The 24,036-nt window shown below is 35.7% G+C and carries 18 protein-coding genes, 14 tRNA genes and 1 pseudogene; 3 read left to right on the forward strand and 30 right to left on the reverse strand.

What is annotated here, in order from left to right; all coding sequences use genetic code 11:
• The first annotated feature begins 471 nt into the window (after positions 1-471).
• Complete coding sequence (locus BBH99_RS15565; protein ID WP_066697748.1) at positions 472-897, forward strand: helix-turn-helix domain-containing protein; 426 nt, start codon at positions 472-474, stop codon at positions 895-897.
• Entirely contained in the window at positions 881-1,258 is a 378-nt protein-coding gene (locus BBH99_RS15570; RefSeq protein WP_228390822.1) for a helix-turn-helix domain-containing protein, read from the forward strand. The genes BBH99_RS15565 and BBH99_RS15570 overlap by 17 nt, the downstream gene beginning before the upstream one ends.
• A 548-nt stretch (positions 1,259-1,806) precedes the next feature.
• Here BBH99_RS15570 and BBH99_RS15575 read toward each other — a convergent pair.
• From BBH99_RS15575 to BBH99_RS15585, 3 genes are all read right to left on the reverse strand, one after another.
• Positions 1,807-2,028, reverse strand: a complete 222-nt coding sequence (locus BBH99_RS15575) for a phosphate ABC transporter substrate-binding protein (protein ID WP_066697754.1) — start codon at positions 2,026-2,028, stop codon at positions 1,807-1,809.
• A 338-nt stretch (positions 2,029-2,366) separates the two neighbouring features.
• A complete protein-coding gene (locus BBH99_RS15580) occupies positions 2,367-3,029 on the reverse strand; it encodes a hypothetical protein (RefSeq protein WP_083188851.1) in 663 nt (220 codons plus the stop codon).
• A gap of 177 nt (positions 3,030-3,206) precedes the next feature.
• Complete coding sequence (locus BBH99_RS15585; protein WP_066697757.1) at positions 3,207-4,724, reverse strand: TROVE domain-containing protein; 1,518 nt, start codon at positions 4,722-4,724, stop codon at positions 3,207-3,209.
• A gap of 424 nt (positions 4,725-5,148) precedes the next feature.
• On the opposite strand from BBH99_RS15585, the gene BBH99_RS15590 reads away from it, so the two are divergent.
• On the forward strand, positions 5,149-5,601 hold the full coding sequence (locus BBH99_RS15590) for a VOC family protein (protein WP_066697765.1): 453 nt from the start codon (positions 5,149-5,151) through the stop codon (positions 5,599-5,601).
• 113 nt (positions 5,602-5,714) lie between these two features.
• Here BBH99_RS15590 and BBH99_RS15595 read toward each other — a convergent pair whose 3' ends face one another.
• The 27 genes and pseudogenes from BBH99_RS15595 to BBH99_RS15715 all read right to left on the reverse strand — a co-directional run.
• Positions 5,715-7,076, reverse strand: a complete 1,362-nt coding sequence (locus BBH99_RS15595) for an SWIM zinc finger family protein (RefSeq protein WP_228390823.1) — start codon at positions 7,074-7,076, stop codon at positions 5,715-5,717.
• Complete coding sequence (locus tag BBH99_RS15600) at positions 7,077-9,773, reverse strand: DUF6493 family protein (protein ID WP_066697767.1); 2,697 nt, start codon at positions 9,771-9,773, stop codon at positions 7,077-7,079.
• Complete coding sequence (locus tag BBH99_RS15605; protein ID WP_066697769.1) at positions 9,754-12,288, reverse strand: DUF6493 family protein; 2,535 nt, start codon at positions 12,286-12,288, stop codon at positions 9,754-9,756. Before BBH99_RS15605 ends, BBH99_RS15600 begins: the two co-directional genes overlap by 20 nt.
• Positions 12,289-12,555: 267 nt before the next feature.
• Complete coding sequence (locus BBH99_RS15610; RefSeq protein ID WP_066697771.1) at positions 12,556-13,107, reverse strand: 3'-5' exonuclease; 552 nt, start codon at positions 13,105-13,107, stop codon at positions 12,556-12,558.
• Between the two features lie 68 nt (positions 13,108-13,175).
• On the reverse strand, positions 13,176-13,721 hold the full coding sequence (locus tag BBH99_RS15615; protein ID WP_066697773.1) for a 3'-5' exonuclease: 546 nt from the start codon (positions 13,719-13,721) through the stop codon (positions 13,176-13,178).
• A 36-nt stretch (positions 13,722-13,757) separates the two neighbouring features.
• The gene (locus BBH99_RS15620; RefSeq protein WP_066697776.1) at positions 13,758-14,321 is read right to left on the reverse strand and encodes a metallophosphoesterase family protein; all 564 of its coding nucleotides are present in this window, start codon (positions 14,319-14,321) and stop codon (positions 13,758-13,760) included.
• 124 nt (positions 14,322-14,445) lie between these two features.
• The gene (locus BBH99_RS15625; protein WP_066697779.1) at positions 14,446-15,387 is read right to left on the reverse strand and encodes an MBL fold metallo-hydrolase; all 942 of its coding nucleotides are present in this window, start codon (positions 15,385-15,387) and stop codon (positions 14,446-14,448) included.
• Between the two features lie 219 nt (positions 15,388-15,606).
• Entirely contained in the window at positions 15,607-16,194 is a 588-nt protein-coding gene (locus BBH99_RS15630; protein ID WP_066697780.1) for an RNA ligase 1 family protein, read from the reverse strand.
• Positions 16,195-16,196: 2 nt separating this feature from the next.
• Positions 16,197-16,568: a cyclic-phosphate processing receiver domain-containing protein gene (locus BBH99_RS15635; RefSeq protein WP_083188852.1), complete on the reverse strand. Its 372-nt coding sequence runs from the start codon at positions 16,566-16,568 to the stop codon at positions 16,197-16,199.
• 85 nt (positions 16,569-16,653) lie between these two features.
• A complete protein-coding gene (locus BBH99_RS15640) occupies positions 16,654-17,139 on the reverse strand; it encodes a ribonuclease H-like YkuK family protein (RefSeq protein ID WP_066697785.1) in 486 nt (161 codons plus the stop codon).
• A gap of 56 nt (positions 17,140-17,195) precedes the next feature.
• A tRNA-Trp gene (locus tag BBH99_RS15645) sits at positions 17,196-17,266 on the reverse strand.
• A gap of 8 nt (positions 17,267-17,274) precedes the next feature.
• A tRNA-Gln gene (locus BBH99_RS15650) sits at positions 17,275-17,347 on the reverse strand.
• A 98-nt stretch (positions 17,348-17,445) separates the two neighbouring features.
• Positions 17,446-17,518 (reverse strand) — tRNA-Phe (locus BBH99_RS15655).
• Positions 17,519-17,770: 252 nt separating this feature from the next.
• Positions 17,771-17,842: transfer RNA gene (locus tag BBH99_RS15660), tRNA-Glu, on the reverse strand.
• A 100-nt stretch (positions 17,843-17,942) separates the two neighbouring features.
• Positions 17,943-18,025, reverse strand: a tRNA-Tyr gene (locus tag BBH99_RS15665).
• Positions 18,026-18,516: 491 nt separating this feature from the next.
• Positions 18,517-18,598: transfer RNA gene (locus BBH99_RS22515), tRNA-Cys, on the reverse strand.
• Positions 18,599-18,869: 271 nt separating this feature from the next.
• Positions 18,870-18,941 (reverse strand) — tRNA-Asn (locus BBH99_RS15670).
• A gap of 5 nt (positions 18,942-18,946) precedes the next feature.
• Positions 18,947-19,019, reverse strand: a tRNA-Leu gene (locus BBH99_RS15675).
• Positions 19,020-19,119: 100 nt separating this feature from the next.
• Positions 19,120-19,191: transfer RNA gene (locus BBH99_RS22520), tRNA-Pro, on the reverse strand.
• A gap of 66 nt (positions 19,192-19,257) precedes the next feature.
• Positions 19,258-19,328: transfer RNA gene (locus BBH99_RS22525), tRNA-Asp, on the reverse strand.
• Between the two features lie 9 nt (positions 19,329-19,337).
• Positions 19,338-19,411, reverse strand: a tRNA-Arg gene (locus BBH99_RS15680).
• A gap of 8 nt (positions 19,412-19,419) precedes the next feature.
• Positions 19,420-19,493 (reverse strand) — tRNA-Lys (locus tag BBH99_RS15685).
• Between the two features lie 64 nt (positions 19,494-19,557).
• Positions 19,558-19,631: transfer RNA gene (locus BBH99_RS15690), tRNA-Arg, on the reverse strand.
• Positions 19,632-19,639: 8 nt separating this feature from the next.
• Positions 19,640-19,707, reverse strand: a tRNA-His gene (locus BBH99_RS15695).
• 854 nt (positions 19,708-20,561) lie between these two features.
• Positions 20,562-21,581 (reverse strand): tetratricopeptide repeat protein, encoded by a 1,020-nt coding sequence (locus BBH99_RS15705; RefSeq protein WP_066697802.1) that lies wholly within the window; start codon positions 21,579-21,581, stop codon positions 20,562-20,564.
• Complete coding sequence (locus BBH99_RS15710) at positions 21,574-23,274, reverse strand: hypothetical protein (protein WP_066697790.1); 1,701 nt, start codon at positions 23,272-23,274, stop codon at positions 21,574-21,576. Before BBH99_RS15710 ends, BBH99_RS15705 begins: the two co-directional genes overlap by 8 nt.
• Positions 23,264-24,036 (reverse strand): annotated as a pseudogene (locus BBH99_RS15715) (hypothetical protein); the annotation flags it as partial. The pseudogene BBH99_RS15715 and the gene BBH99_RS15710, both read right to left, overlap by 11 nt.

A 24,036-nucleotide genomic window follows, 5' to 3' on the forward strand; every position in this document is an offset into this window, starting at 1 on the left:
TTCTACTGCCTTTGCTTTTAATTTTTGTTTAAATTTGAAAGCAATTAAGCAGATTATTTGGTACTAAACAAGATATTCTAAACATAAAAAACTGGTTGTCAAAATACTTACAACCTTTCAACACAAAAGCTTAACGTAAATAGAATTGCATGAAACAACTTTAATAGGTCATATATTATTTACACAAATGGAAGAAAAAAGAGGTTTGAAAGAGAAGATGAACAATAAACCCATTGGAAATAATGCATATACCTAAAGGTACATTAAATATATCCTTTTAAAATTAAGCTGTCCTAAACAATTTCCTAAGACTTTTTATAGTTTCATTGCAGGTATTCGAATTTTTAAATAGAAGCCTGATTCTTCATTTTCAAAATTATATGAAGTATATTTCGTAAACAAATAATATATATTTCCTATTTCGCGTTTGTTAATGCATAAATTTTAATAAATAGATAATATTAAGTAAAAATGTTATACAAAGAGATCCATATTGGAAAGTTTATTAAGGAGAGGGTTGATGAGAATGAAATAACAATGGAGAGGATATGTAAATTCCTGGACAGAGATGAAGATGCTGTAGAAAGAATGTACAACAGCAGATCAATAGACGCGGATCTTCTACTAAGATGGAGCAAGCTATTGGAATATGATTTTTTCAGACTTTATAGTTCCCATCTGATTTTATATGCTCCCCCGGCAGCAGCTAATAAAAATCAGCAAAAATCTGACAAGATCCCTTATTTCAGAAAAAACATTTATACCCAGGAAATTAAAGAGTTCATTATGAAAAGGATTCTTTCAGGAGAAATGACCCAAAGCGAAGTCATTAAGGAATATTCCATTCCTAAAAGTACGCTTCACAGATGGCTTCAGAAAAGTGAAATTAACGGATAAACTGATAAAAATGCGTCCCAATTATAAAAAGATCTATCAGGATATGCTTAAGATGGAATATCCGGATAAGCTAAAAGATCCTAAAATAAAGGAACTACTTGGAAAACTGGATACAAGTGAAGATGTCCTGAAGTTCAATGAAAGACTTTTCAAGCCTTCAAGAGAAAGCCAGAGAAACAATCAGAAACTGAAGACCTATGATAAGAAAACAATGCTTAAACTTCTTGAGTACCAAAAGAAGCATGGGCATTCTACCAGTTATATGTCTAAAAAATATAAGATCAGCAGAACTACTCTTTCAAAATGGAAACTGATGTTTGAGGAGGAGCTGGAACAAACTATGAAAAAAGCCGATAAATAATTTATCGGCTTCATATTATTATAACAAGGCAACAGGCAAATAGTGATGTCGTGCTCTAACCAGCTGAGCTACTCTTCCTATTTTTGTAGTGGAAGAGACAGGATTTGAACCTGTGTCCCCGTCGTTATGAATGAAGTAGCACTATTTTACGGCACTTGTTTGTTTTAAAAAAAAGAGGCAAAAAGATCGAAAAGACTTCCAGATCATTTTCATGACCTGTTCTGGAATCGAACCAAATAAACCGAAGTAAGCCTTTTCTACGGCACTCTTATAATCAAGGTTACAAAGACGGAATCCTTTCATTTCATCTGCTCTATCCTATTTTTGAGCTACATTCCGTTTACAACAAGAATGACAGGAGTTGAACCTGCAACCGGATGATGTGGTCGAAGTATGATTCCTGAACGACACTTGAAAAAAGCAAGGCAATCAGTCAAACAGACTCATATTAACAGCGTACTACTTTACACGATCTGCTTCCGCAGAACAGGACTTGCACCTGCACCTCTGTTACCCCACGAAGTAATCCTGTTTTACGGCACTTGCTTTTAGCTTTTCCATTGGGATTGTCTGTATTTCTTCCAGTTTCGCTGAAGCTTGGTTTCTTTTCCATTCACTACTTCTAAGCCGTGTGGAAAACAATATGAACAGCCCAATTCATTTCCGTATTGGAGCCTGGAAACCTGTACTCCGGAAATTTTCTTCGGAAAATCAATCAATTCATGTTCATTGGTTCCGAAGGTTTGTTTTAATTTTTTATTTTTTTTCACCAGTATTGAGTATTAACCTCAATACACAGCCTCTTTAAAATCTTGTTTATAGTTATTCATAGTTATTAGTTAATGTTACAAATTTATATGGCTACTGCGCATTCTTTTTACGCAGTTTGTTTTTTTATAAAACCAAGCAATATATTGTAAGAGTAATTAGTTTCAATTGGAAGTTGACGATGAAACTCTTACGGACGGCATTGGTTTGTTTATACCGGGTAATTTGACGAAAGGCTCTGTCATTTTGGAATCGAAGTAGGCCTTTCTTACGACACCGGTATTATTAACACTGCAAAATTAAATATTAAGTACGCATTCTTTTTACGCAGTTATTTTTTCTATTTAATCCCGGACATGAATTCTGAAATTTTTTTAGCGTTTTCAATATTCATTTTTTTCAAAATATCTGAAATCCTATTTTTAAAACGGACTTGTTGGTATATCATTTTGTCTAATTCATCTTTAAAATCTTCTTCTTCTACTTCAAATTTTGTTTTCACATCTTCCAAATCATTAATATTGGCTTCTGTATAGTCTGAAAAACTAATGATTCCGTTTTCTTTTTTATAGAAAATCCATGGATGCCCGATCCATATTTCTGTCCACCCGGAAGATCTCTTCTCCAACACTTTTTCCCAATTTTCTATATTTTCCAGATCTCCGCAGCAACTTGGCTGAATAAGAACCTCATCATCTTTTTTTACTACGATTCCGCCATCAAAAGAGAGAACAAATCCTCTTTCGTCAGGATCATAAAATTCTACTTCAGTGAGCTTTGCAGCTACAATGGTCTCTAAGCTTTCATCATCAATGTTTTCAATATTGACCAGATTAGAACCTTTCTGAATTTCATTAAAATTGAGGGCAAGGCGGGAAGCTGTCTCTGTAAACTTCAAAAAATATTCTTCAGGATCAGGATCATCAGTAATTTCTGGTAGTTCAAAATCTTCTTTGGTATATTTTAATGGATTAATCTCAATGGTATTAATAAGCTCTATCATACTACATATCTTCATTTACTAGCCCCGATTGCAGTGACATCCTTTTTCTGAGTGGCCTCAGCCTGGCGAAAAAGATATAGCGGAAAGCGGGAATAAGCTCCTAAATATACTAATGATTTATAAACTCCCATTCAATACTACCAATGAACTTTACATTTCAATAGAAAGCAGTGCCTTTTACAGCACTACTTTTTCAATGATTTCTATAGCTGATTTCTGGTCTTCCAACGCATTCAATACATCGAAAATCTTATCTGACCAACCTGCAATGAGGTATACATCATTTCTTCTGATATCAATGGGCTGTCTGCCATAGCCTGCCAAATCAAAAATATAGAGTTTAGCATTGGGAGCTATCATCTTATACCTGTTCCATGTATCTTCAAAGGAGTTTCCTTTTCCACTGCTGTCATACATTTGGGTATCTGTGAACAACATTACTTTATCTACAATTTCTTTTCTTTTAATAAGATCTTCAACCACCAGATATCCATTGGTTGAATAGCCTACTTCACCTTCTCTTTTGTATAAGGCATCTACATTTTTCAGAATTCCCTGTTTAGGCATAGGAGTTCTCAACCATCGGTCCCCGAACATTCCGGTAATTACATTCTGGCATTGCGACTGTAGAATCATAGACATCAGCAAACCGATATCATACAACAGGATTTTACTTCTTGGAGAAACCGATTTCTGCATAGAACCTGAAACATCCGCCGCAATCACCACCGAAGTATTGAATCCGAAACCTTTGATGTTTTGAGCACTTGCTAAAACAGCTTCTTCCAATGCATTCCAAACAGAGGACAGATATGGAGACTCTACGTTTTTCAACTCTCTGTACGCTGCCAGGAACCGGAATGGTAACTGCTTTGAATTTTTTACCACTCTTTCATCTGACAGATAATTACATACTTTACTCATTGCCTCTGGAGATACTCCTGCTTCAAGGATATTTCTCAGATTTCGCAACATGGCCATATAACCTAATTTATTGCTAAAGATCAGTTCTTCCCATTTATTTTTGAAAGCTTGTTTTCTTTCTGTTTCATCTGCAAATCTCTTCTGTCCCAATACAGAAAGCTCCACTTCCCATGTATAAGGAGTTTCTAATATACCATCAACAATCTTGTTGAAAATGGTCTGCTGGTTTTCATCCTTTGCTTTTGGATGAACCAGAAACAAAGCATCTTTAAAGGTTACTTCTCCTTTTCTGTTGTATTTGGCGAATTGGTACTCATCAAATTTATTGAAGGATTTCACCAAACCTTTCTGGATCTGTTTTGATAACCTGTTTAGTTTTTTGGTTTCTGTTCTTTCATTGGCAAGCTGGTAATATGCTAATAATTCAGTGATTTCATCAGCTCTTTGGATCACTCCATCTACTGTTCTGCTCACCAGATCAGTACCAGATGCCTCTTTCGCTAATTCCGTAGCCAAAACCAATGGAATGGAACGCAAATGCATCTCTTTTCTTGCATATACAGCAAGTTTTGCCACAAATTCGGAATTGTTTTCCTGGATCAGAGACTGTATTCTCTCTAGTCTGTCTGTCCCTTTTTCATAGGTAATATCCGACAGTCCTGTTGTAACCACAGCACTGTACAATTCTTCTGCAGGTGTCATCACATATGCTTTTGCACCTTCGTGGTTGGTTACCACTATTTTCTCTTTTTTTAGAAAGTTAAATTTCATGAGTTACTGTTTTTTTATAGTTAAACACTAGGAAGAGTTACGGCTTCCTCTCTGATTCTGATGCAAAGTAAAGACAGTATTACGCAATCTTTTTGCGTATGTTATTTTTCTTGGAAAATTTTTGTTTTTATTTTTAAAAAACGTGAAAATGAGGATAAAACTCTCGCTGATTTGGCTGATGATGCAGATTTTTGAGAGGGTTATCTTAAGTTTTGGCTAAAGCCAAATGGATAAATGTTTATAATGATAGCGGGCTAAAGCCCGCTCCTATTGATATTGATATCCGAATGCTTAATAGTTGTTTAACAACAAGATCTTTTATCCTCATAAAATCCTTCTATCATTCATTTTCATGAAAGAAATTGGTATTATCAAGCCTTTACACTGATGTTTTCTAGCTTTGTATGGTATTAAAATTTAAACTATGATTAAAGGATTATATGAAACCCATATCCAGGTAAGCAATCTGGGAAAAGCTATTCAGTTTTATACTGAAGTACTGGGATTGAGATTGGCGCATAGAGATGAGACAAGACCTATCGCATTTCTATGGATTGGTGATGAAAAGGAATTTATGCTTGGGTTATGGGAACAGAAAGAAAACCTTCAGACCAGACATTTTGCTTTTACCAGTACTACAGAAGATATTCTGAATTATTCCGTGAAGTTTTTGGAGAATAAGAGTTTAAAGCCTTACAATTTTCTGAAAAACGGAAACGTAGAGCCTATGGTATTTGCATGGATGCCTGCACTGGCTATTTATTTTAATGATCCGGATGGCAATCAGCTGGAATTTATTTCTGTTCTTGAAGGTGATGGAAAACCAGAATTGGGTGTTCTTTCCTATGAAGATTGGATGGCACAAGCACAAAATTAATTATTTATAGAACCACGGATGAGCAATTCTTTTATGATTCATTCATCCGTGGCAAAAAGACTTTAACTTCGTGATTAAATATATCATATAAAAAATTTTGTAACCTGTTTGTGTTACATTATCTGTAATTCATTATTAACAAGTTTCTTCACTGCCAGGACATGCTTACATGGACCTCTTTCGCCCTGATATTTACTAAACCATTCACAGGTACAGCGTTCTTTTTCTTCTTCGAGGATTACTGTATGATGCACCCCACTACCTTCTACTCTGGCTTCGGTTCTTCCTTTAGTGTTATTTAAAATTTCCACTTTTCCGCCTTCAATCAGCTTTTCAGCATTTTTCATACGGGGATTCAGTTCTAAAATACGATTCAGTTTAAAAGGTAACCTGCGGTAGAAAAATTCGTTTTCATCAAGATCATAGCCCAATAATCCCATCGCTGCAAGTCTTGCTGTCAGATTTGCTGTTGTGTTCAAGCTAAGGCTTTCTTCCACTGCGAGAACGGTTGCATTGAATGACTGATTGGCGTAAGCATATTTATCCAAGGCATCAATCCATTCGTCTGAAATCTCAGCTGTGAGGCTATTCAATATGGCTCCTTCTCCGGAAAACCCTCGCCAGCTTTCTCTTGATAAGGAAAAACTGAATCTTATATTTCCCATATAAAGCTGCCAGGTTGTAGACTGCATATTGGATTGTGAAAAAACCTGCATAGAATCAATATAAGGGAGAAGAGGTTCCAGCAAACGAAGCCTGTGAAGCCCTCCAATACAAACTGCATCGGCAGATTTTACCGGAGAAAACATGGGTTTATTTCCCCTTACAATAAGGTAATAATCCGATTTCACCACTCCTTTCGGCATTCCCCTAAATAACTGCTGGGTTTGAATCTTATTAAAAGTGTGCTGTTTTTCTGATTCTGAAAGATAAATCTGAACAGTTCCAAGACCTTTGATCCATTTTGCAGGTAAAGGAACTTTTCTTTCCACTATTTTTTTTTCTTCTCTGTACAGTCCAACTTCTTTTTCCCCTACAGAAAGCATCATTTTTTCGTTAGGGCGAATACTTCCCAAAGCAGTTATCATAGGCTGGTTAAAGTCTACGTTGGTTGTTCCGCTTTCCAGAAATTCTCCATGCAATCCGTCCGGAAGAACATCTACACGGGCATAAACTCCGGCACAATGAGAAAAACCTTCAAAACGAAGTCTTTCATTTCCGGCAGTGACAATCGGATCTTTCAGAAGCGCCATCTGAAAAGGTGATAAACTGAAACTGGATTTTACAATATTGGAAAGGGTAATGAGACAACGGGCCAATATAAAAGGCTGGTTTACATTTCCCCAGAAAAAACAGGGAACATCAGTTTTTTTCTGTATCTCACTGTATTGGGCAAGAAACAGTTCTTCAAGAGTATCTTTCTTGACGAAAGATGACGACCTTGAATAGTTATAAGTAAGCATACCCTCCATCATTTAATTTTTTAGAAGCTGATTACAAATTTTCTTAAGACTAGAGTTTTCTTTCCAGTGATTGAGTTTTTCAGTTACTTTTTTATTGGCTACCGAATGATTGAGCGCCAAAACTTCATGGTACACTTCCAGCAGCTTTCTCAGGTTGGTAACAGGCTTGTCCATCTGAAGCAGGATATTGGTAATTAGCTCTTCTAGTGCACTATTATGATTTTTACTTACATTCAGCATCTGATGCTGGATAAGATCAGTAAATCTCTTTACAGGAGCCCACTCCAGTTTTTCATGGATTCCGATCACTTTTCCTAACCTTGCATTATCTATCATCTTATGGGATACGTGTTCGAGCCAGATTTCAGCAGCCGTTCCACGGATTATTTTATCTCCATCCAGGAAAATAGTTCCTAAAAACAAATATCCCATTTCATCCAAAGGCCTTTTAATCTGGTAAAGAGCCTGCGCTGTATTCAACACCATATTTCTTTCGTAAACTTCAGCAATACCGGAATAAAACAGACAGCTTTTAATCACTTTTGCCAAAGCATTACCCAAGGTGTTCGGAAAACACCACATCATCCCGATGGTTTCTGAAAGTTCTCTTGGTTCAGCAATAAAATATTCAAGAAGCAACGGGTCTTTCCTTTTTTCAAAGTGATATTTTGGGATCATAATGTTCAGTTCAGCCGGATAGTATGAATTTTTTTTACTATCAATGGTTTTCCACTGATAGCTTCCTGAAATAAATTCGGCAGGAATAGTATTGTATTCAAAACCGCTGAACTCTTTAAAAACAGTTCCTGGAGAACGTGTAATTCCGGCTGTCATCCACCATGCAGGATGTTCAAATTTTCCTTTCGGCTCAGCATTTTTCCCAAAGAAGAAAAGCAATAGGTCTTTGTATTCTCCTTTTAATTTTTTTTCAACAAGCTCTAATGCTTCAGATATATTATCCAGTGCACACCGTTGTAGTGCCAGCTGCATATCCAAATGATGGGGTTCAATATTTTTACTCTGATACACTTCGAGTCTTTCTACTAAGGTGACCGGAGAGATCCAACAGGGAGCATGAGTAATGGCAAATAGCAAAGGAATACTGTCTCCTGCTTTTATTTTTTCATAAGTATATATGCCAAGCTCTTTAAAAGCTTTCATAACAGGACTTCCGGCTCCAACATCTGTTATTGGCCCCAATTTTTTATAATAGTTTGAGTATGCTTCCCTTGCAGCCTCTTCATTACTGGTTTTCTCGTATATTTTAGTCAGGTTTTTAAGCTGAACCGGATACTTTTCCAATAAACTCAATCCGTAATTAATGATGACATTGCACAATAGGACGTTTAAATATGGAACTTCCCATTTAGCAATGGTTTTACAGGCTTTCATGAACACCGGTTCTATCAGTTTCACAGATTCTTTATTCACATCATTAGCAAAACGGGCAAATCCTAACAATGCTATATCACAGTGATGACTGTACGGATCTTCTATAGCTAAAGGAAGAAAAAACATCAGGTCTTCAAAGCTCTCAAGCACTTTAACTTTATTTTCTTCCGTGGTCAGGAATATTTTTTCTGAAACCAAAACTTCCAGTTCCTGTTGTTTATCCTCTATGTAAGTTTCTAAAAGAGAGCGCACATTTGTCAATATATTTTCTGAATAATGGGAAAGAGATTCTTTCACCGCGTCGGATGGCGGAATGTATTTCAGGATAATTTTGGCTGCTTTTGACTGTATGCCATCATCTTTACTTACAAATGCAGAGGTTAGGGCCAGCCCTAATAGCTCAGGATTAACTTTTTTATGTTGGAAAATTTTCTCTGTTAAAGCAAGGCTGCCCATCACTACGGTTTTCACTTCCATGCTCAGAAGATTAGGAAGATAATGAGCAAATTCGTCATTTTTGAAGGCAATATTTCCTACTATTTTCTTCAAATGTATAAGAATGGTATTGACCGCTTTTGACTGCACAGATGTTAACCCGGCCATTAATTCGTCCTGAAGTTCTATCAGTTCACTTTCTGTTGGTCTCAATGCTGTAAAAGCATCCATAAACCAGCCTGTCACATTTTTATTGAAGTTTCTGTTGGAAGCCAAAAGACATTCCTTTAAGAATCTTTTTCTTTCAATTTTCTGCTCTGCGACAAGTTTTTGTACTAATGGAAACCATTCTCTCTGAAAGGGTAATGATTTTGACGGATATTCACACAGGTACCAAAAGTGGGTTTTAAGCGTTTCGGGATGCTGATCCAGGTCAGCAGGGTAATTACACAGATGATGTCCCAGTAACTCTGGCTTAGGCTGGATATAGCCTTTTTCCGTCCATCCCAGAATATGTTTGTAATTAAAAGCCGTAAACTCTGCATCAATAGAATCGTTGATAAAATCGGAGAACCAATCCGGACATCCCCATTCCAGTATCTGCTCTGCCTGTTCCATATTTCTGAAAAGACTCCAGTAGTTTTTACCGAAGTTCTTTTGATCCATACAGACAAATGATGCAATATCAATAATGGAGTGCTGGTTCGCAGAGCCTGCCGTGTGGTAAGAATTTTTGGTCATGATGATCTTGTTGATCTCACGATCCATTTTCTTTATCGTAGGCACTAATGTTTTCTTTTCTTCTACGGTAAGCTGTTTCAGAAAAGGGATAATCTCATGTATTTTTTCCTCATTAAGGATCTCATAAAGTCTTTCTTTCATGTGTTTTAATTTGATGTATGATTTTTTTCAGGTTATTTTCGTTTTCCCATTCTTTAAGAACTTCAGCCACTTTCTCATCTATTCTGGTTCTATTTTGATTCAGCAGTTCATAATAAAGCTCTAACAGCTTTTTAAGATTAAAAACCGGTTTTTCAACTGCTGTAAGAATGGATATCAGCAGTTTCTCGAAGGCGTGGTTATGACTGGTACTCAGATTGATAAATCCGGATAACCCATCTGTAAATCTTTTTACAGGAGCCCATTCGAAATTGATCTTTTTCCCAATAATAATTCCCAGTTCCTGAATATTAAAATCTTCTGAAACAGTCTTATTAATAAGGGCTTCAAAAGCTATACCAGAGAATGTTTTATCTTTATGAAACAACCCGGCAGACAGCACTAAATAATGTGCGGGCTGAAACGGGAGATTCAGTTTCATCCAGGCATCAAGGAATTTTATATTTCCTTTTATATCATACTGATAGGTGGAGCAGGATAAATCGCCATTGTATTTTCTCGCGGCCAAAGATCCGGAAAAATAAGGAGCTGTATATAAAGTCCGAATCAGATCATCTTGGTAAATCGTATGATAAGAATTAAAAAGATGATCCAAAAATGAAGCATTTTCAGGTAGTTCTGTATTATTTTCTATAGATATTAATGACTGGGGAATTTCTTCTGTACTATTCCATTTATATATTTTCTTGTAACCCAATTTCCAGTCGAAACTACCATCAAGAAATTCTTTTTCATAATGATCTTTAAAATAATTCTGTTCAAAAACAGGTTTCAGGAGATCAAAATATTCTTCATTAAGCTGTTCTTTTGCGTATTGCTTTCCTTTTTCCAGATTTATTTTTTCTACCCTGAGCCAAGCTATTTCCAGATCAAAAGGAATAGGTTTATCTCCTTGTTGTTGGTAGATTTTTAATTTATCTACAAGGGTAGTAATGGTAATCCAGCAAGGCGTATATTCCGGAACGGAAAGTAATGGAAGATGTTTATTCTCTTTTAGAAATTCAAATACACCCAATAAAAGCTGCTGATAGGCTTTGAAAATAAAGGGAGTTCTTTTTTCACTCCAGTTTTCAAGTGCAGGAAATCCTAAATAAGCATCCGATAGTACTTTTAATTTATTTTTTTGCTTCAGTAAGCCATAATTAATAACAAAAGTTGCCAGCAGATGTTGAAAACCTGTTGTATCTTTTCTTTTGAATGCTACGTTAAATACAGGTTCAAGTTTATTAAAATGTTCATCATCAAATGCTGTGTTGAATTTAATCAGCGCATCCAGAAACAAACCAAGATGATATGTTTCATTGTTATTAAAAACCTGAGAAGCCAGAAAAATAAAATCGTCTATGGTTTCTATAGAAGCAATAGGTTGTGATATATGCCATGGTCTTGCTTCAAAACTTTGTTCCTCTTTATTTACAATAACTTCGCTTTCTACAAAAAACTTATCAAGCAAAACCTGAGCATCAGACAGAAGTGAAGCGGTATAAAATGTAAGTTCCTCCCTAACCTTTCCTGATTTCGGATCTCCATATTTAGCAATAATTTTTGCTGCTTTGGTTTGAAGTGTTTTGTCTTTATTCAGAAATACCGGCATTAGAAACAGGCATGCTGCTTCGTGGTATTTTTTATTGTCTTTCGCTATTTTTTCCAGTACCTGAAGCAGTGCATTGATAATATTCTTCGTTGGAAGAGTCATCAAAGATGCTGTAGCCCGCAAAAAATCTTCAGTTTTAAAATCTTTTTCTGTAATGACAGGACTGATAATCTTTAATAATCCTGGAAATAATGAATGCTGTGTTGAATGAAAGATCATGAATAATTCATCCTGTAATGCCAGTATTTCTTTGGGAGTAGGCTCCAGATAAGCAAAAAGCTCAAGGAACCAAGTATTATGTTCTTTTGAAAAATTGAAATTAATAGCCGCAAGGCTTGCTTTCAGTACTCTTGAACGGTTTATTTTATTTTCCTGAACAAGATTTTTCAATATATCTTTCCAGTTTCTGTCACGGTAAATGGATGTAATATTGCATTCATGCTCAAACAAGAACCAGATATGAGATTCAAGAGTTACAGGATAGCTAAACAATGTTTCTTCTTTTCTTGATGATGAAGAAAGCATAGACGCCCACATATCATCATTCAGTGTAAGATACCCTTTTTGCTCCCATTCCAGTACTTTAAGATAATCGAACCCATCTAGAAACTGGTGACTTCCCCCTATCCAATCAGGAACATCGGTTTCAAAAAGTTCATCAACAAGTTCTACCGGAATGGAGTAAAATCCCGTTCTCATCTTTTCATATTCATCCTTCGTTTTACTACACGCTAAAGCAGCCAACACAGATATTGTATTATGCCCCCATTCTTTATTGATATGCTTCTTTAAAGTGGCTGCAATTTCTTTCTTATCTTTTGGTGTAAGCTCCTTAAGAAAAGGAATGATTTCCTTGATTTTATAGTTTAAATATATGGTTTTAAACTCTTCGTCAATTAGCATAATTTCACTCTTGCCGGCTAAAATAAAAAAAATTGACTGACAGGCAGTAAATTATCCCTAAAAAGTGAATTTTTTAACAAAATTTTAAGTTAATAAAATGGCTATAGAGGTATTTGTAGTCCAGATTTGGCTTTCTCTGATATTATTATTAACCTTAAAGAAAGTTTTCTCTACTTCAATAAAATCTCTTTTTCTAAAGCACTATAATCCATAAAAAAGAGACTGAACACGTGGAACAGTCTCTCCGGATCTATTATATCTTGTATTTTAATTATTCTGCAAACACCAGTGCAGGATCTTTGCAATATTTCTGGCATCATCTACTCCTCTGTGATGGGTGCCGTCAAGTTTAAAACCAAGCTCATTCAGTGCTCTCTGCATCCCTACACTTTTTCTTACGGTAGGATGGATCTGGCCAAATAAGGTTTTAACATTGATGTGATCGTCACTTAACGGGTAATCCAGATAAAATCTTCGGGCCTGGTTCTGAAGCATATTCAGGTCATAGTTTCCGTAACTTGCCCAGGTCAGTTCTTCTGAATCATATTCTGCTCTCAGAATATCAAAGGCATCATCCAGCATAATTCCCTCATTATCCAACATATTTTGGGTAAGGGTAGTAAGTTCCGTACAAAACGGGCTCACTTTTGAATATTGGGGCTTTATTAAAATCCCTTCATTTTGGGAAATCTTACCGGTTTTTGCATTCATGATACAAACCCCGATTTCTATAATCTCACTTTCCTGACCTCTCGGCGGGCGGTTTTCCCAGCACGTGGCCTCAAGGTCTATAATGAGTATATTTTCTGTTGTTTTCATTGTTTTTATTTAAAATTAAAGGATGGAAGTGTTTTATTTTTCTGAATGTCCTGCTTCCACCCAAATGATTATTCCAAAATCTTATTGAGAATTTTGGCTGTGTTATAAGCATCGTCTGCTCCGCTGTGATGATGGCCCTCAAAATCCATTTTCAGATAATCCAGGGCTCTTTTTAACCCCATAGATTTATGCAATCTGAAGTGGTTTTTGAACTCATACATCACGTTCAGATATTGTCCTGAAAAAGGATTTTCTATTCCAAGCCAGTCACTTTGTTCAATGATCTGCTCTCTATCGAAATTTCCATAGCCGGCCCAGGTGAGTAGTTCAGGATTGTATTCATCCCTGATCTTCTCGCAGGCTTCTTCAAAATAGATTCCTTTTTCTTTTATCAATTGCGGTGTAATTCCTGTTAGATTCGTACAGAATCTGTTGATTTCAGATCTTTCGGGAATGACATAAATGCTTTGTTTTTGGGAGATGGTATTGGATATCAAATCCAGCTTGCAAATTCCCATTTCTATAATATCGACTTTCTGCCCGATTGGAATCCTGTCGTTTTCCCAACAGGTAGCTTCCAAATCGACAATTATGATTTGATTAGTTGTTTTCATGGTTATAATAAAATGTGTTCATAAGAGTAAATACAATTACTCTCGGGGACCGAATGGCGGTGTCCACTTTTTCTTTTTCATAATTTCCTTCACTTCTTCGTAGGAAATCGGGTAAAAGTTATGACAGTCTACCCCAACATCGAAGCTTAGCGCCATTTCATCATCCGGCAACGTTCCATGTGAGTGCCCGTATAATTGCCAGACTCCGCGGTGCGAGCCATTCCAGGTACGCATGGCATAATGGAAGAGAATGATTTTTTGCTTTCCATTGCTATTATCCGGTTCATCAATTTTCAGTTCGTGATAATCCCTGATGGAAGCAAATCGTTTAGGATAGGTTAAAGCCGCTCCTTCGTGATTGCCTTTTATCAAATGGATATTTCCATTCAACTGGTCTAAGATTTCCTTTGTAAAATCAGGCTTCCCAAGACTAAAATCTCCTAAATGGTAGACTGTGTCTCCTGGATTGACTCTCTCGTTCCATCTTTTGATGAGTTCTTTGTTCATATGCTCCGGAGATTCAAAGGGTCTTTCCGAGAACTTTATAATATTTTCGTGACCAAAATGATGGTCTGCTGTAAAAAATATATTGGGTTTCATTTTTTTAATTTTTGTTTATTGAACCACCCCGGCAAAAATTCAAAGAATTTTTGCCACCCTTCCACTGGAGGGGAATTTTCACGTCTTCAACTGAGGTGATTGTGAAGGGTGGAATCTTAGTTTTTTAATTTCTAAATGCTTTGTAAAAAGCGGCTTCAATTTCCTGTTGGTCGGTTTCAGTATACCTTCTTGAAAAATGAATCGGAATGGCTTCTTTCACCTTACATTCATTCATTATTTTTCCTGATGCAGAGGCAAAACTGTGATAGTTGATCTTTGCAAATTCCTGATCCGTATCCTTATAAAAGGTTTCAATATAAACCCTATCAGCCTGGCTGAAAACAGCTTTTATCTTTTCATAATTGTCTTCATCTACCGCATGATCCATAATGACTCCCAATTTATACCCTTCATTTCTGGTTAATAAATGGAACAAGTCTGATGCTTTATACAAGGTTCCTTCAATTTCAATTTCCTGGTCTGCATCAGTATTTTCAAAGGATTTTTTCAATTCGCTGATCCATTTTCCTTTCTTAAAATCAGAAGCATTTTCATGAAAAGTCACTGAATCTTTTTCTTTAAATAAGTACGCAATAGAATCTGTTTTATGATCCAGAATCGCAAAATCAACATCTACATATTCATCTGTAAAAAGGAAATTCTGAGTTCTTATTAACTCCTGAGTCCAGTAAGGCGGACGAAGGGTATAAACATTGATTTCTTCTTTGGAAATAATTTCATAAACCTCATATTCAATAGCATTTTCAGCGATCAAATTCCATGTATAAGATTTTAATCTGGCTTCAATTTGTTGATGAATATTTTTCGGTCCGCAGATCACCACTTTTTCTCCACTTCCAATCTGATGCCTGAAAATACCATCAAAATTGGCAAAATGATCAATATGGGTATGACTGATGAATATGGCTGATATTGCCTGTATTTCTTTAACGGTCAATAAGCTTGCTTCCCCACAGTCGCATAAATAATACTTTGCTGAGTTGGGAACTTTTATTAATATACTGATGTCTTCTTTTAAAAGACTTTTTATTTCTGCCTGTAACATTTTTTCTTTCTTTTTAAAACCACAAAAACAGTTTCTTTGTCATTCTGTAAGAATCTAAATTTCACTTTTTAATCTTTAGCCGTATAGATTCCTACGGAATGACAAACTAGTCGTCTAAACTGAGCTTTCAGACCTTTAGCTGAGACTAAAAACCTCCTTGTTTGTGGTTGAGTTTATACATAAAAAAGTTCCGGTAAAATTTACCGAAACTATACTTTTTTAAACAATTGATTTTACTTCTTTTCTACGGATACCAAAATCAGATTTCCTGATCTTGCACATACGATTATCAGTGATATGATGGAAAACAATACCTTCCATATTATTCTCAGGATTACTCAAAAAGTTTTTGATGGATTCAAAATCTAAACTTTCTAAACTAAGAATATTATTTCCATGTTTTACTAACAGATGACCTTTAATATTTTCAGGATTTCCTTGCACTTTTTCACCAATAAGCTCATAGGTCCCATCTTCTACCTTGCCCAGTTCTGCCAAAGTATTGAAGCCTTCCCAAAAGTACTGATCTTCTTTTTTAGTAATATCGCATGCTACCCAATGCGGATGATGGCCGGTAATCATATCTGCTTCCTGGCACGGAATTGCGCCTTCAGGAGCTGATTTACCTTTTTTGGCATCATATCTTTTGTATAATTTACCATTAATAATTGCACAGGCAGAACCATCAAATTTTTGTGTTGCAACAGCTGCTTCATCAAAAACCCAATTGTTTTCAGGATTAATTTCGTTAATTACTCTTCCTAAATTATTTATATCTTTTTTGAATAATGTACTTATCTTTTTCATTTTTAATAGTTTTTAAAGTTTTTTAAAAGGCTTTCTATATTCTCCTTTCCTACGGGATTCATGGAGTGGCAGTAAAATTTCGGTAAGTCTAAATAGTTATCCATACAATATTCTACCAGCCATTTTGCACAGTCATAGCCTGTTTTTTCAACAAATTCTTTAGTGTCCGGTTTTAGATAATGTTCATCTGCAAGGTCATGATCAAAAGAAATCATTTCCGGAAGTCCTTTTTCAAGGATTCTGCTGACACACTGATCATAATTACGAACAATATGCCAGTCTTTTCTGAGAAAAATATCCTGCTTGGTATAATGATATGCCTCAATCGGATATCTTATATCATCCAGAAATAATAGTCTTTTGGTCATTTCCATGGTTATTAATTTAAATTTTTATTTTTAGGCTGGATGCAGGAAGTTCATATCATCCTGTTAAAAACTTCCAGCTTCCCACCTTATATTACACCATCATATCAGCACAATTGGAACTTGCGAAGGCAAAAGGTTTTGCTTTAAACACATATCCCATTCCCAGAATGTATCCCATAGCATCTTTTAATGCGACATTGGATTTAAAATCAGGGTCGGTATTAATGTCTGCGTGTACCTCCATTTCTACTCCATAAGTCTCCAATACAGAACAGATTGCATAAGCAATTTCAACAGATTTGTTGACTTCGTTCAGCATTCGCTCTTTAATACTGATGGTCTGTATCTCTCTTTCTTTTCTGATAAAGGTAAACGCTCCTTTTCCCTCACGAATCAATACTACTGCTGTAGCATAATTAATAGCTTCTCCGTATACATGAGAGTCTGATCCCACACATACTTTCAGACGATGTCCGTTTGCCTGTTCGCGAATAATGGCTTCTTCTACCAGCTGTGTGATAGAGTGTTGGAACATTTTTCCATTCATATTCTGCCATATTTGTTGTTGCGTTTCCATTTTTTCTACATAGTTTAATTTATAATTGATAAATGATTATTGATGATTAATTTCTGCACTCCGAACCGGACTCGAACCAGTACCATCAGTTTTGGAGACTGAGATGCTACCATTACAATATCAGAGTAAATGCTGTTAATTCATCAGGACTCGAACCTGAACTCCAAGAATCAAAATCTTGTGTGCTGACCAATTACACTATGAATCAGATTAAAATGTATGAGTAATAAGTAATTGGTAATGAGTAATGATGAAAACTGCTTTTCTATCATTCATTACTTATTGCTCATTATTCATCATGTTTTGTGGAACAGACAGGAATTGAACCTGTACCTTTAGTTTTTCAGACTAACGTGCACACCGAGTACACCACTCTTCCCTGTTTTATGAGTAATGAGTAATAATGAAAACTACTCTTTTATTACTAATTACTAATTACTAATTACTAATTACTAATTGCTCATTATTCATTAAAAAAGGTTGTCTGTATTTTTATTGACTAAAGATCTTCTGCTCTTGACAACCTTTTTTCTTTTCTTCATTTTGTGTGAATGGTAACTGGCCAACTTTTTACAATTTGAATTTTCATGGTATTCTATCAATTCTGTATTGACTAGTTATTCACATCCAGTACTCTATAAGGGAATCGAACCCTTGTTTTCTGCTCGAAAGGCAGGCGTCCTTACCGTTAGACGAATAGAGCGGTTTCTATGAATAATGAATAATGAGTAATTGGTGATGAGTAATAGTGAAAACTGCTTTTCTACCTTTATTACTACTTCTTATTTATCATTCATGTTTTGTGGAAGTAGTAGGATTCGAACCTACTCAGCAATAAGCAACAGATTTACAGTCTGCCCCGACTCTCCAACTTCGGCGTACTTCCCTATTTACAAGTAATGAGTAATTGATGATGAGTAATGATGACAATTACTCTTTATTATTAATTACTTATTGCTCATTATTCATTATAAAAAAGAATAAGCTTGTCTTTAAATTTGCTTAACAAAAAGAACTTCTACGCTTGACAAGCCTTTCTTTAGAAAATTATATTGAGCATTTTATATTTTCTTCTCTTTGACCACTGACTAGGAATCGAACCTAAACAACAAGAGTACATTTCCTGCATGCTGCCATTACATTATCAGCGGATTTATTATAAGTAATGAATAATTGGTAATGAGTAATGAAAACTACTCTCCTGCTATTAATTACTTATTGCTCTTTCATCATTAAAAAAGAAAAGCCTGTCTGTATTTGTGTTTTGGCTTAAAGATCTTCTGCGCTTGACAGACGTTTTCTTTTCTTAATAAAGGATATTCTTCAGCTATTATTGATGAATGTCTTTTTAACATTCCCATTTTCAGCTTTACATTGAGATGGTTATGGGATTCAAACCCACTCAGCTTACGCAACGGTTTTGCAGACCGCCCCGACTCTTCCACTTCGGCGAACCATCAGATTTTAAATATGAGTAATAAGCAATGGGTAATAAGTAATTTTTAATGCCTATTATTCAAAAAACAAAGTCTGTCTGTATTTTTGTTTGAACTTCTGCGCTTAACAGACTTTATTTTACCTAAAATTGTATTCATCATATTTTAGCATCTAACTGTTGATGATTGAGAAAGAAAAAAGTTTGTCTGTATTTTTCGTGTTTTTGGTGTAAAGATCTTCTGCTCTCGACAAACTTTTACTTTTCTCCTGAAACAATTAACATTTAGTTACTGCGATTCTGGAAAGACTCGAACTTTCAACTTCTGGTTTAACAGACCAGCGCTCTACCATTGAGCTACAAAATCTTTTGTACGGGAAGAGGGATTCGAACCCTCAGTGCCTTGATCCTAAATCAAGTGTGTCTACCGTTCCACCATTCCCGCGGAGTTTTTATCAGTAATGAGTAATTGGTGATGAGTAATGATGAAAACTACGTTTCAATCTATTATTATTTATTACTCTTGCTCATTACTTATCATCCTGTCTGGAAAGCAAGATTCGAACTTGCGACCTCCCGCGTCCAAGACGGGTAAACAACCACCGTTATCTTTCCAGCTTTGCAGATTCACTTCAATTTTTTTCCGGGAGACAGCCGGAGCAAAAATTTTCTATGAATCTTTGCGGTCTATGCGAGAATCGAACTCGCGGTACCCAAGAGACAGTCGGGCAGGTTACCGTTACCTCAATAGACCTTTTTGTTGTGGTTCCGAGAGGATTCGAACCTCTAACCCTGGGTTTAGAAAACCCATGCTCTATCCAGTTGAGCTACGGAACCGTTTTAAGTAATCCCAGAAAGATTTGAACTTTCAACCCCCGGTTTAAAAGACCGGTGCTCTAACCATTTGAGCTATGAGATTGTTTTAGTTTTTTAATGATTCGCGCTTTGCTTATCAATTTTAGTTTCACAATTCGCTTTCATTGTAATCTCAGAAGGACTCGAACCTTCAACCTTCGGTGCCGTAAACCGACGCTCTATCCAATTGAGCTATAAGACTGTATACTTTGGGTATCTCCGGGGATCGAACCCTGTTCTCCGGTTCCACAGACCGGCGCTTTACCAAATAAGCTAAAGAAACCATAAAAAAAGCGCCTCTTTTTGGGAGGCGCTCGTTTATATTCTGACGTGAGAGATCATTAGCTGACCCACGTATATAAGCACCTTTTATCCACAATTTCACTATCATAAGCACACACCATTCCTCTCGGCTCTTGTCCGAATCCTGTTGAATGTTGATTGAGTATGTTATGTAATTGTTTCATTTTATTTTTGTTTTGTTTTTAAATTATTTTTTGTTGAATCCTGAAAACTGTTGCTTTCAATTTTCGGTTGCAAAGTAAATATGAATTTTTGGAATCCGCAAATAAATTTTCAAATTAAATCATTGAAAATCAAATAATTACAACTTAGATTTAGAATAAGTGATTTCTGTCCGCAATATTTTGCGGATATCTTAATTACCTAAATGACTGTCTCTCATTGGTTTGTCTATCACTCTATTTTATTGTATTAAAGTTGCATTGTTGATTAAAAATTTTTCATGTTTATGGTTATTTTTTTTCATTCTAAATAATTTCTGACCTAAAAAACAAAAAACGTCTCGATTTTTCGAGACGTTTCTGCAATATTTTGATTAATTTTTTACAAGGTTATCGTAAATAATTTCCAAAGTCAGCACATTTCGCCTCATTCCATATCATCTCATCATATGCAAATAATCCCAGTATTGATGGGCTTTTGCATAGTTCTGCATTGATATGTGCTCTTTGTATTGTCATAATTTTCTGGCGCAAAGATATGAAAAATTGTTTTTCAACAGGGAAAAAAGGGTCCTTAGACCGGGAGTTATTGAGAGAAATATATCTAAAATTTCACTTAATAACGATCAATATTTAACTTTGGTTTTCCAGCCTAGTATCCTATTTATTTAATGTTTAAACATTTTATTTCTTCCGGTTTTAAACCTTGAAATATCTTTAAGGATCACCTCATCGTTAGGGTTAAAATGCTTCAGTTCGTTGACAATCTCTGAACGGCTTTCTACTTTTTCAGCAATGATCTTGTATGCGATCTCTTTAGTGACATACTGTAACTGAGGATCTTTTTTAAATTCGAATTTCATAGCTTCCAAATAAATGATCTTTTTGTGAGCCGGAGTTTTTTCATACATATTCTGTATTTCCGATTCCAGTTTTTTAACATCAAAGATATTGGCAAAGTAGTTATTCAGACAGTTGAAAGCATCTTTATCTTCTTCCCAACCTTTTAATAATACCTTTTGGGCTTCTTCCGGCTTTTCCATTTTCTTCCGGTACACCAATGAAGCTTTTACCATCTGATTATTGACAGTATAATCGTCTGCAACCATCTGGTAATAGATATGAGCATTTTTCACATCATTGATTTCTCTGTAAAGATCGCCTACTTTTTCTTTATGCTCCATTTCTTTGTACAGATCAATGGCTTTTTTATATTGCTTTGCCTTTTCGTAACAATTTGCTGCATCTGATTTATTTTTTAGTTTTTTAAGGTATACCGCCGCTGCTTCATTATAAAATCCACCATCTTCCAATGTTTTTGCCCCTCTATAATAATCCTGTAACAGGTTCATATAAACTTTTGCTGCTTTTTTGTAATCTTTTTCTTCAATATATTTTTGGGCCAGATCTTCGTACTTGCTCCTGATCCTGTCAAACAGTGAGTTTTCCAGATAGAAATTTCCTCCTCCGCCTCCACCTCTTCTGGAATTCTGTTTGTTTTGTTCTTTATCTTTTAAGGAAGCAATCACCATAAGGATAATAAATGCTACAATCAGAAAAATAGCCAAGGTTCCGACAACACTCCAAAAGCTCTCGTGAAAAAGCTGAGCTACAATTCCGATGACTTTAAACATGGCCAGGAGTACAAAGGCCGCCATGAACTTATCTATAAATTTTTGTTTATTCATCATCATCGGATTTTAAAATGGTTTTATCATCTCTGAACAAGCGGTACAACAATAACATGACTCCAATAGCCAGTACCCAAACGAACCAGTTGTACCCAAACATTTTGACCAACGGATAAAACAGATACACCAGCATCACAACCAGAATAGCAATCAAAAGCAATTTTACCCAAGCCGGAACATTATCTCCGCCCAGATTTAACGATTTGTTTTTAAAAAGGAAGGAATATAACCCAACTGCTGCAATCATCAGAATAACCATATATACAATATCTGAAACAGGAGTGTCTTTTTTAAATGAACTGTTGCCAGATTCTACTCCTTTTACTTTTGAGTCTTTGATGGTTGACGGAGAAGTCATATCTGCCATATCAATGGTTCCATAGAGTTTTCCCAAAGAATCCTGCATTAGTACCTGTTTTCTTTTTAAAAGATACTTGACAACATCTCCATTTACCGGTTTTCCTTTGGTATATTGTTTTAAAGAATCTGAAATTTTGCGTTTCAATACTTCGCTTCTTTTCTGAATATGCCTGGTTATCCTTTTGGTATAAACTATTTTAAGAGAATCTCTACTTTTCTGCTCCTTATTGCTAAGCTTTTGAATATCATGCCCTATTTCTCCTACATTCCTGCCGCCTTTCTTTTTATATTCTTCTTTTTCTTTTTCCGTTTTACTTTCCTGCAATCCGGCATTCAACAGTTCATTGGACAGACTTTTTCTTTCACCAAAATACATGGAGTCTATTTTCTGATCAATTTCAGAAACCCCGGAGTGAAAGGCAATCATATCTGAAGGGGCTTTTACAGCATCTGTTACGATGGTTCCTGAAGATATTTTATCTTCTTCCTGCCGAGGCTGATCTTCTTTGGACTGAAAGGCTATTTTAAAAACAATAGCAGCTACAATAACAGCCCAGAATATTCTACGGAAATTTCTGGTACCGGTACTTTCCTGTTTACCATTTGCTCCGCCGCCAAATAATCCTTCAAGCCAGGTAAATTTTCCAAATCCATCTCCTCTAGAGGTTCCCATGATATCTAAAGGAACTCCTAATTCAATGGCTCTTTCAGGATATTTTTCTATGTATTTTAAGTATTTTTCAATTTCTTTTTTGTTTCCCGCCATTACTTTTTTCAGGTCAAACGGCAGGTTGTTCATCCATTCTTCTTCGGTTTGAGGTTTCTGTAATGCTTCCAGCATTTTTTCATCATCCATTTCTACCGTATAGCTTTCAATGGTTTGTGGAATTTTAACGCTATTCGATGGTTTTTTGATGGTTTCTTCTATTTTATCCGGCTCCTGGATCAGCTCGATCCAATCAATTTGTTCTGATAATTTCACCAATCCAAATTCAGGATGCATGATGAGAAAATCTGAATCTACAGACTCCCAATCTTCAGGATTAAACTTTGGATAAAATGTTGTATTCTCGGGAATAAATAGTTTATTATCTACACATTGGAAATAAGCATTTCTTCCAATTTCCTGGGGCGCATGATCGTTGAATATAAGAAAGCAGCCGTATAGCACATTGGGACTGGCAGCAGGAACAGCATAGGATTTTACCATATCCAGATTTATTCCCAGTGTTTCCATTTCCTGAAGCCATATCAAAGGTGAAGAACCTTTTATTAAAAGTCCTTTTTTAGGATAGCTGTTTTTCGGGAAAGGTTTTATTCTAAGCTCCATAATCCAAAATCTGACTTATAAACGGCGTTAAGTATTGATCATACATTTCTTCCATGGTTCTTATCTTCAATAAGGTTTGTTCCGGAAGATAATATTCTGACCCTCCGAATTCTGTTTGGGTAGCCAGGGCAAGAAATCCGTATGTTGTAGTGGGCATATAAAATTCTTCTATGCCTTTGTTACTGCTTCTGAATGTCAGCATTCCACGGGAATCTGTGATGATTTCACTGCCATCCGGGAAGGTATATTTATTTTTATTCTGTTCTGCAAAAATCCTGATCTCGAATCTGTTTTTATAAAGACTCAGGGTGTTCTCATAAACACTATTTATTTCACATCCTGAAAAAACCAGATTATGTTTAGCGTTAATGCCTATTTTATTAAAATTACCTACAATTTTTAATCCACTCCGGTTTAGTTTGGCTACTTCCGTATTCACTTTTGTGGTATTTTTATCTATATCATCATATTTATTGTCAAGAGCCTCTACAGAGGTATTTCCTTCGATATTGATCTTATAAAGTAAAGGGTTATCAAACTGATGAAGATAAAAGCTTTTTCCAAAATAGATCAGCACGTGGTTTTCCGGAATATTCAGTCCGGTGACATTCATCTCAGAATATTCTCTTGTATTCAGATTAAGCTTCGATACTAATTTTTTAGCAGGCTGATATTGACAGAGAATAAAATGCTGCTGTTTATTCTTGGCTAGAGCAAACTGTCCGGTTGGCTTTATAGAAATATTCTCAATCATTACTTCGC

The organism is Chryseobacterium contaminans (assembly GCF_001684955.1).
In the GTDB taxonomy this organism is placed as follows: domain Bacteria; phylum Bacteroidota; class Bacteroidia; order Flavobacteriales; family Weeksellaceae; genus Chryseobacterium; species Chryseobacterium contaminans.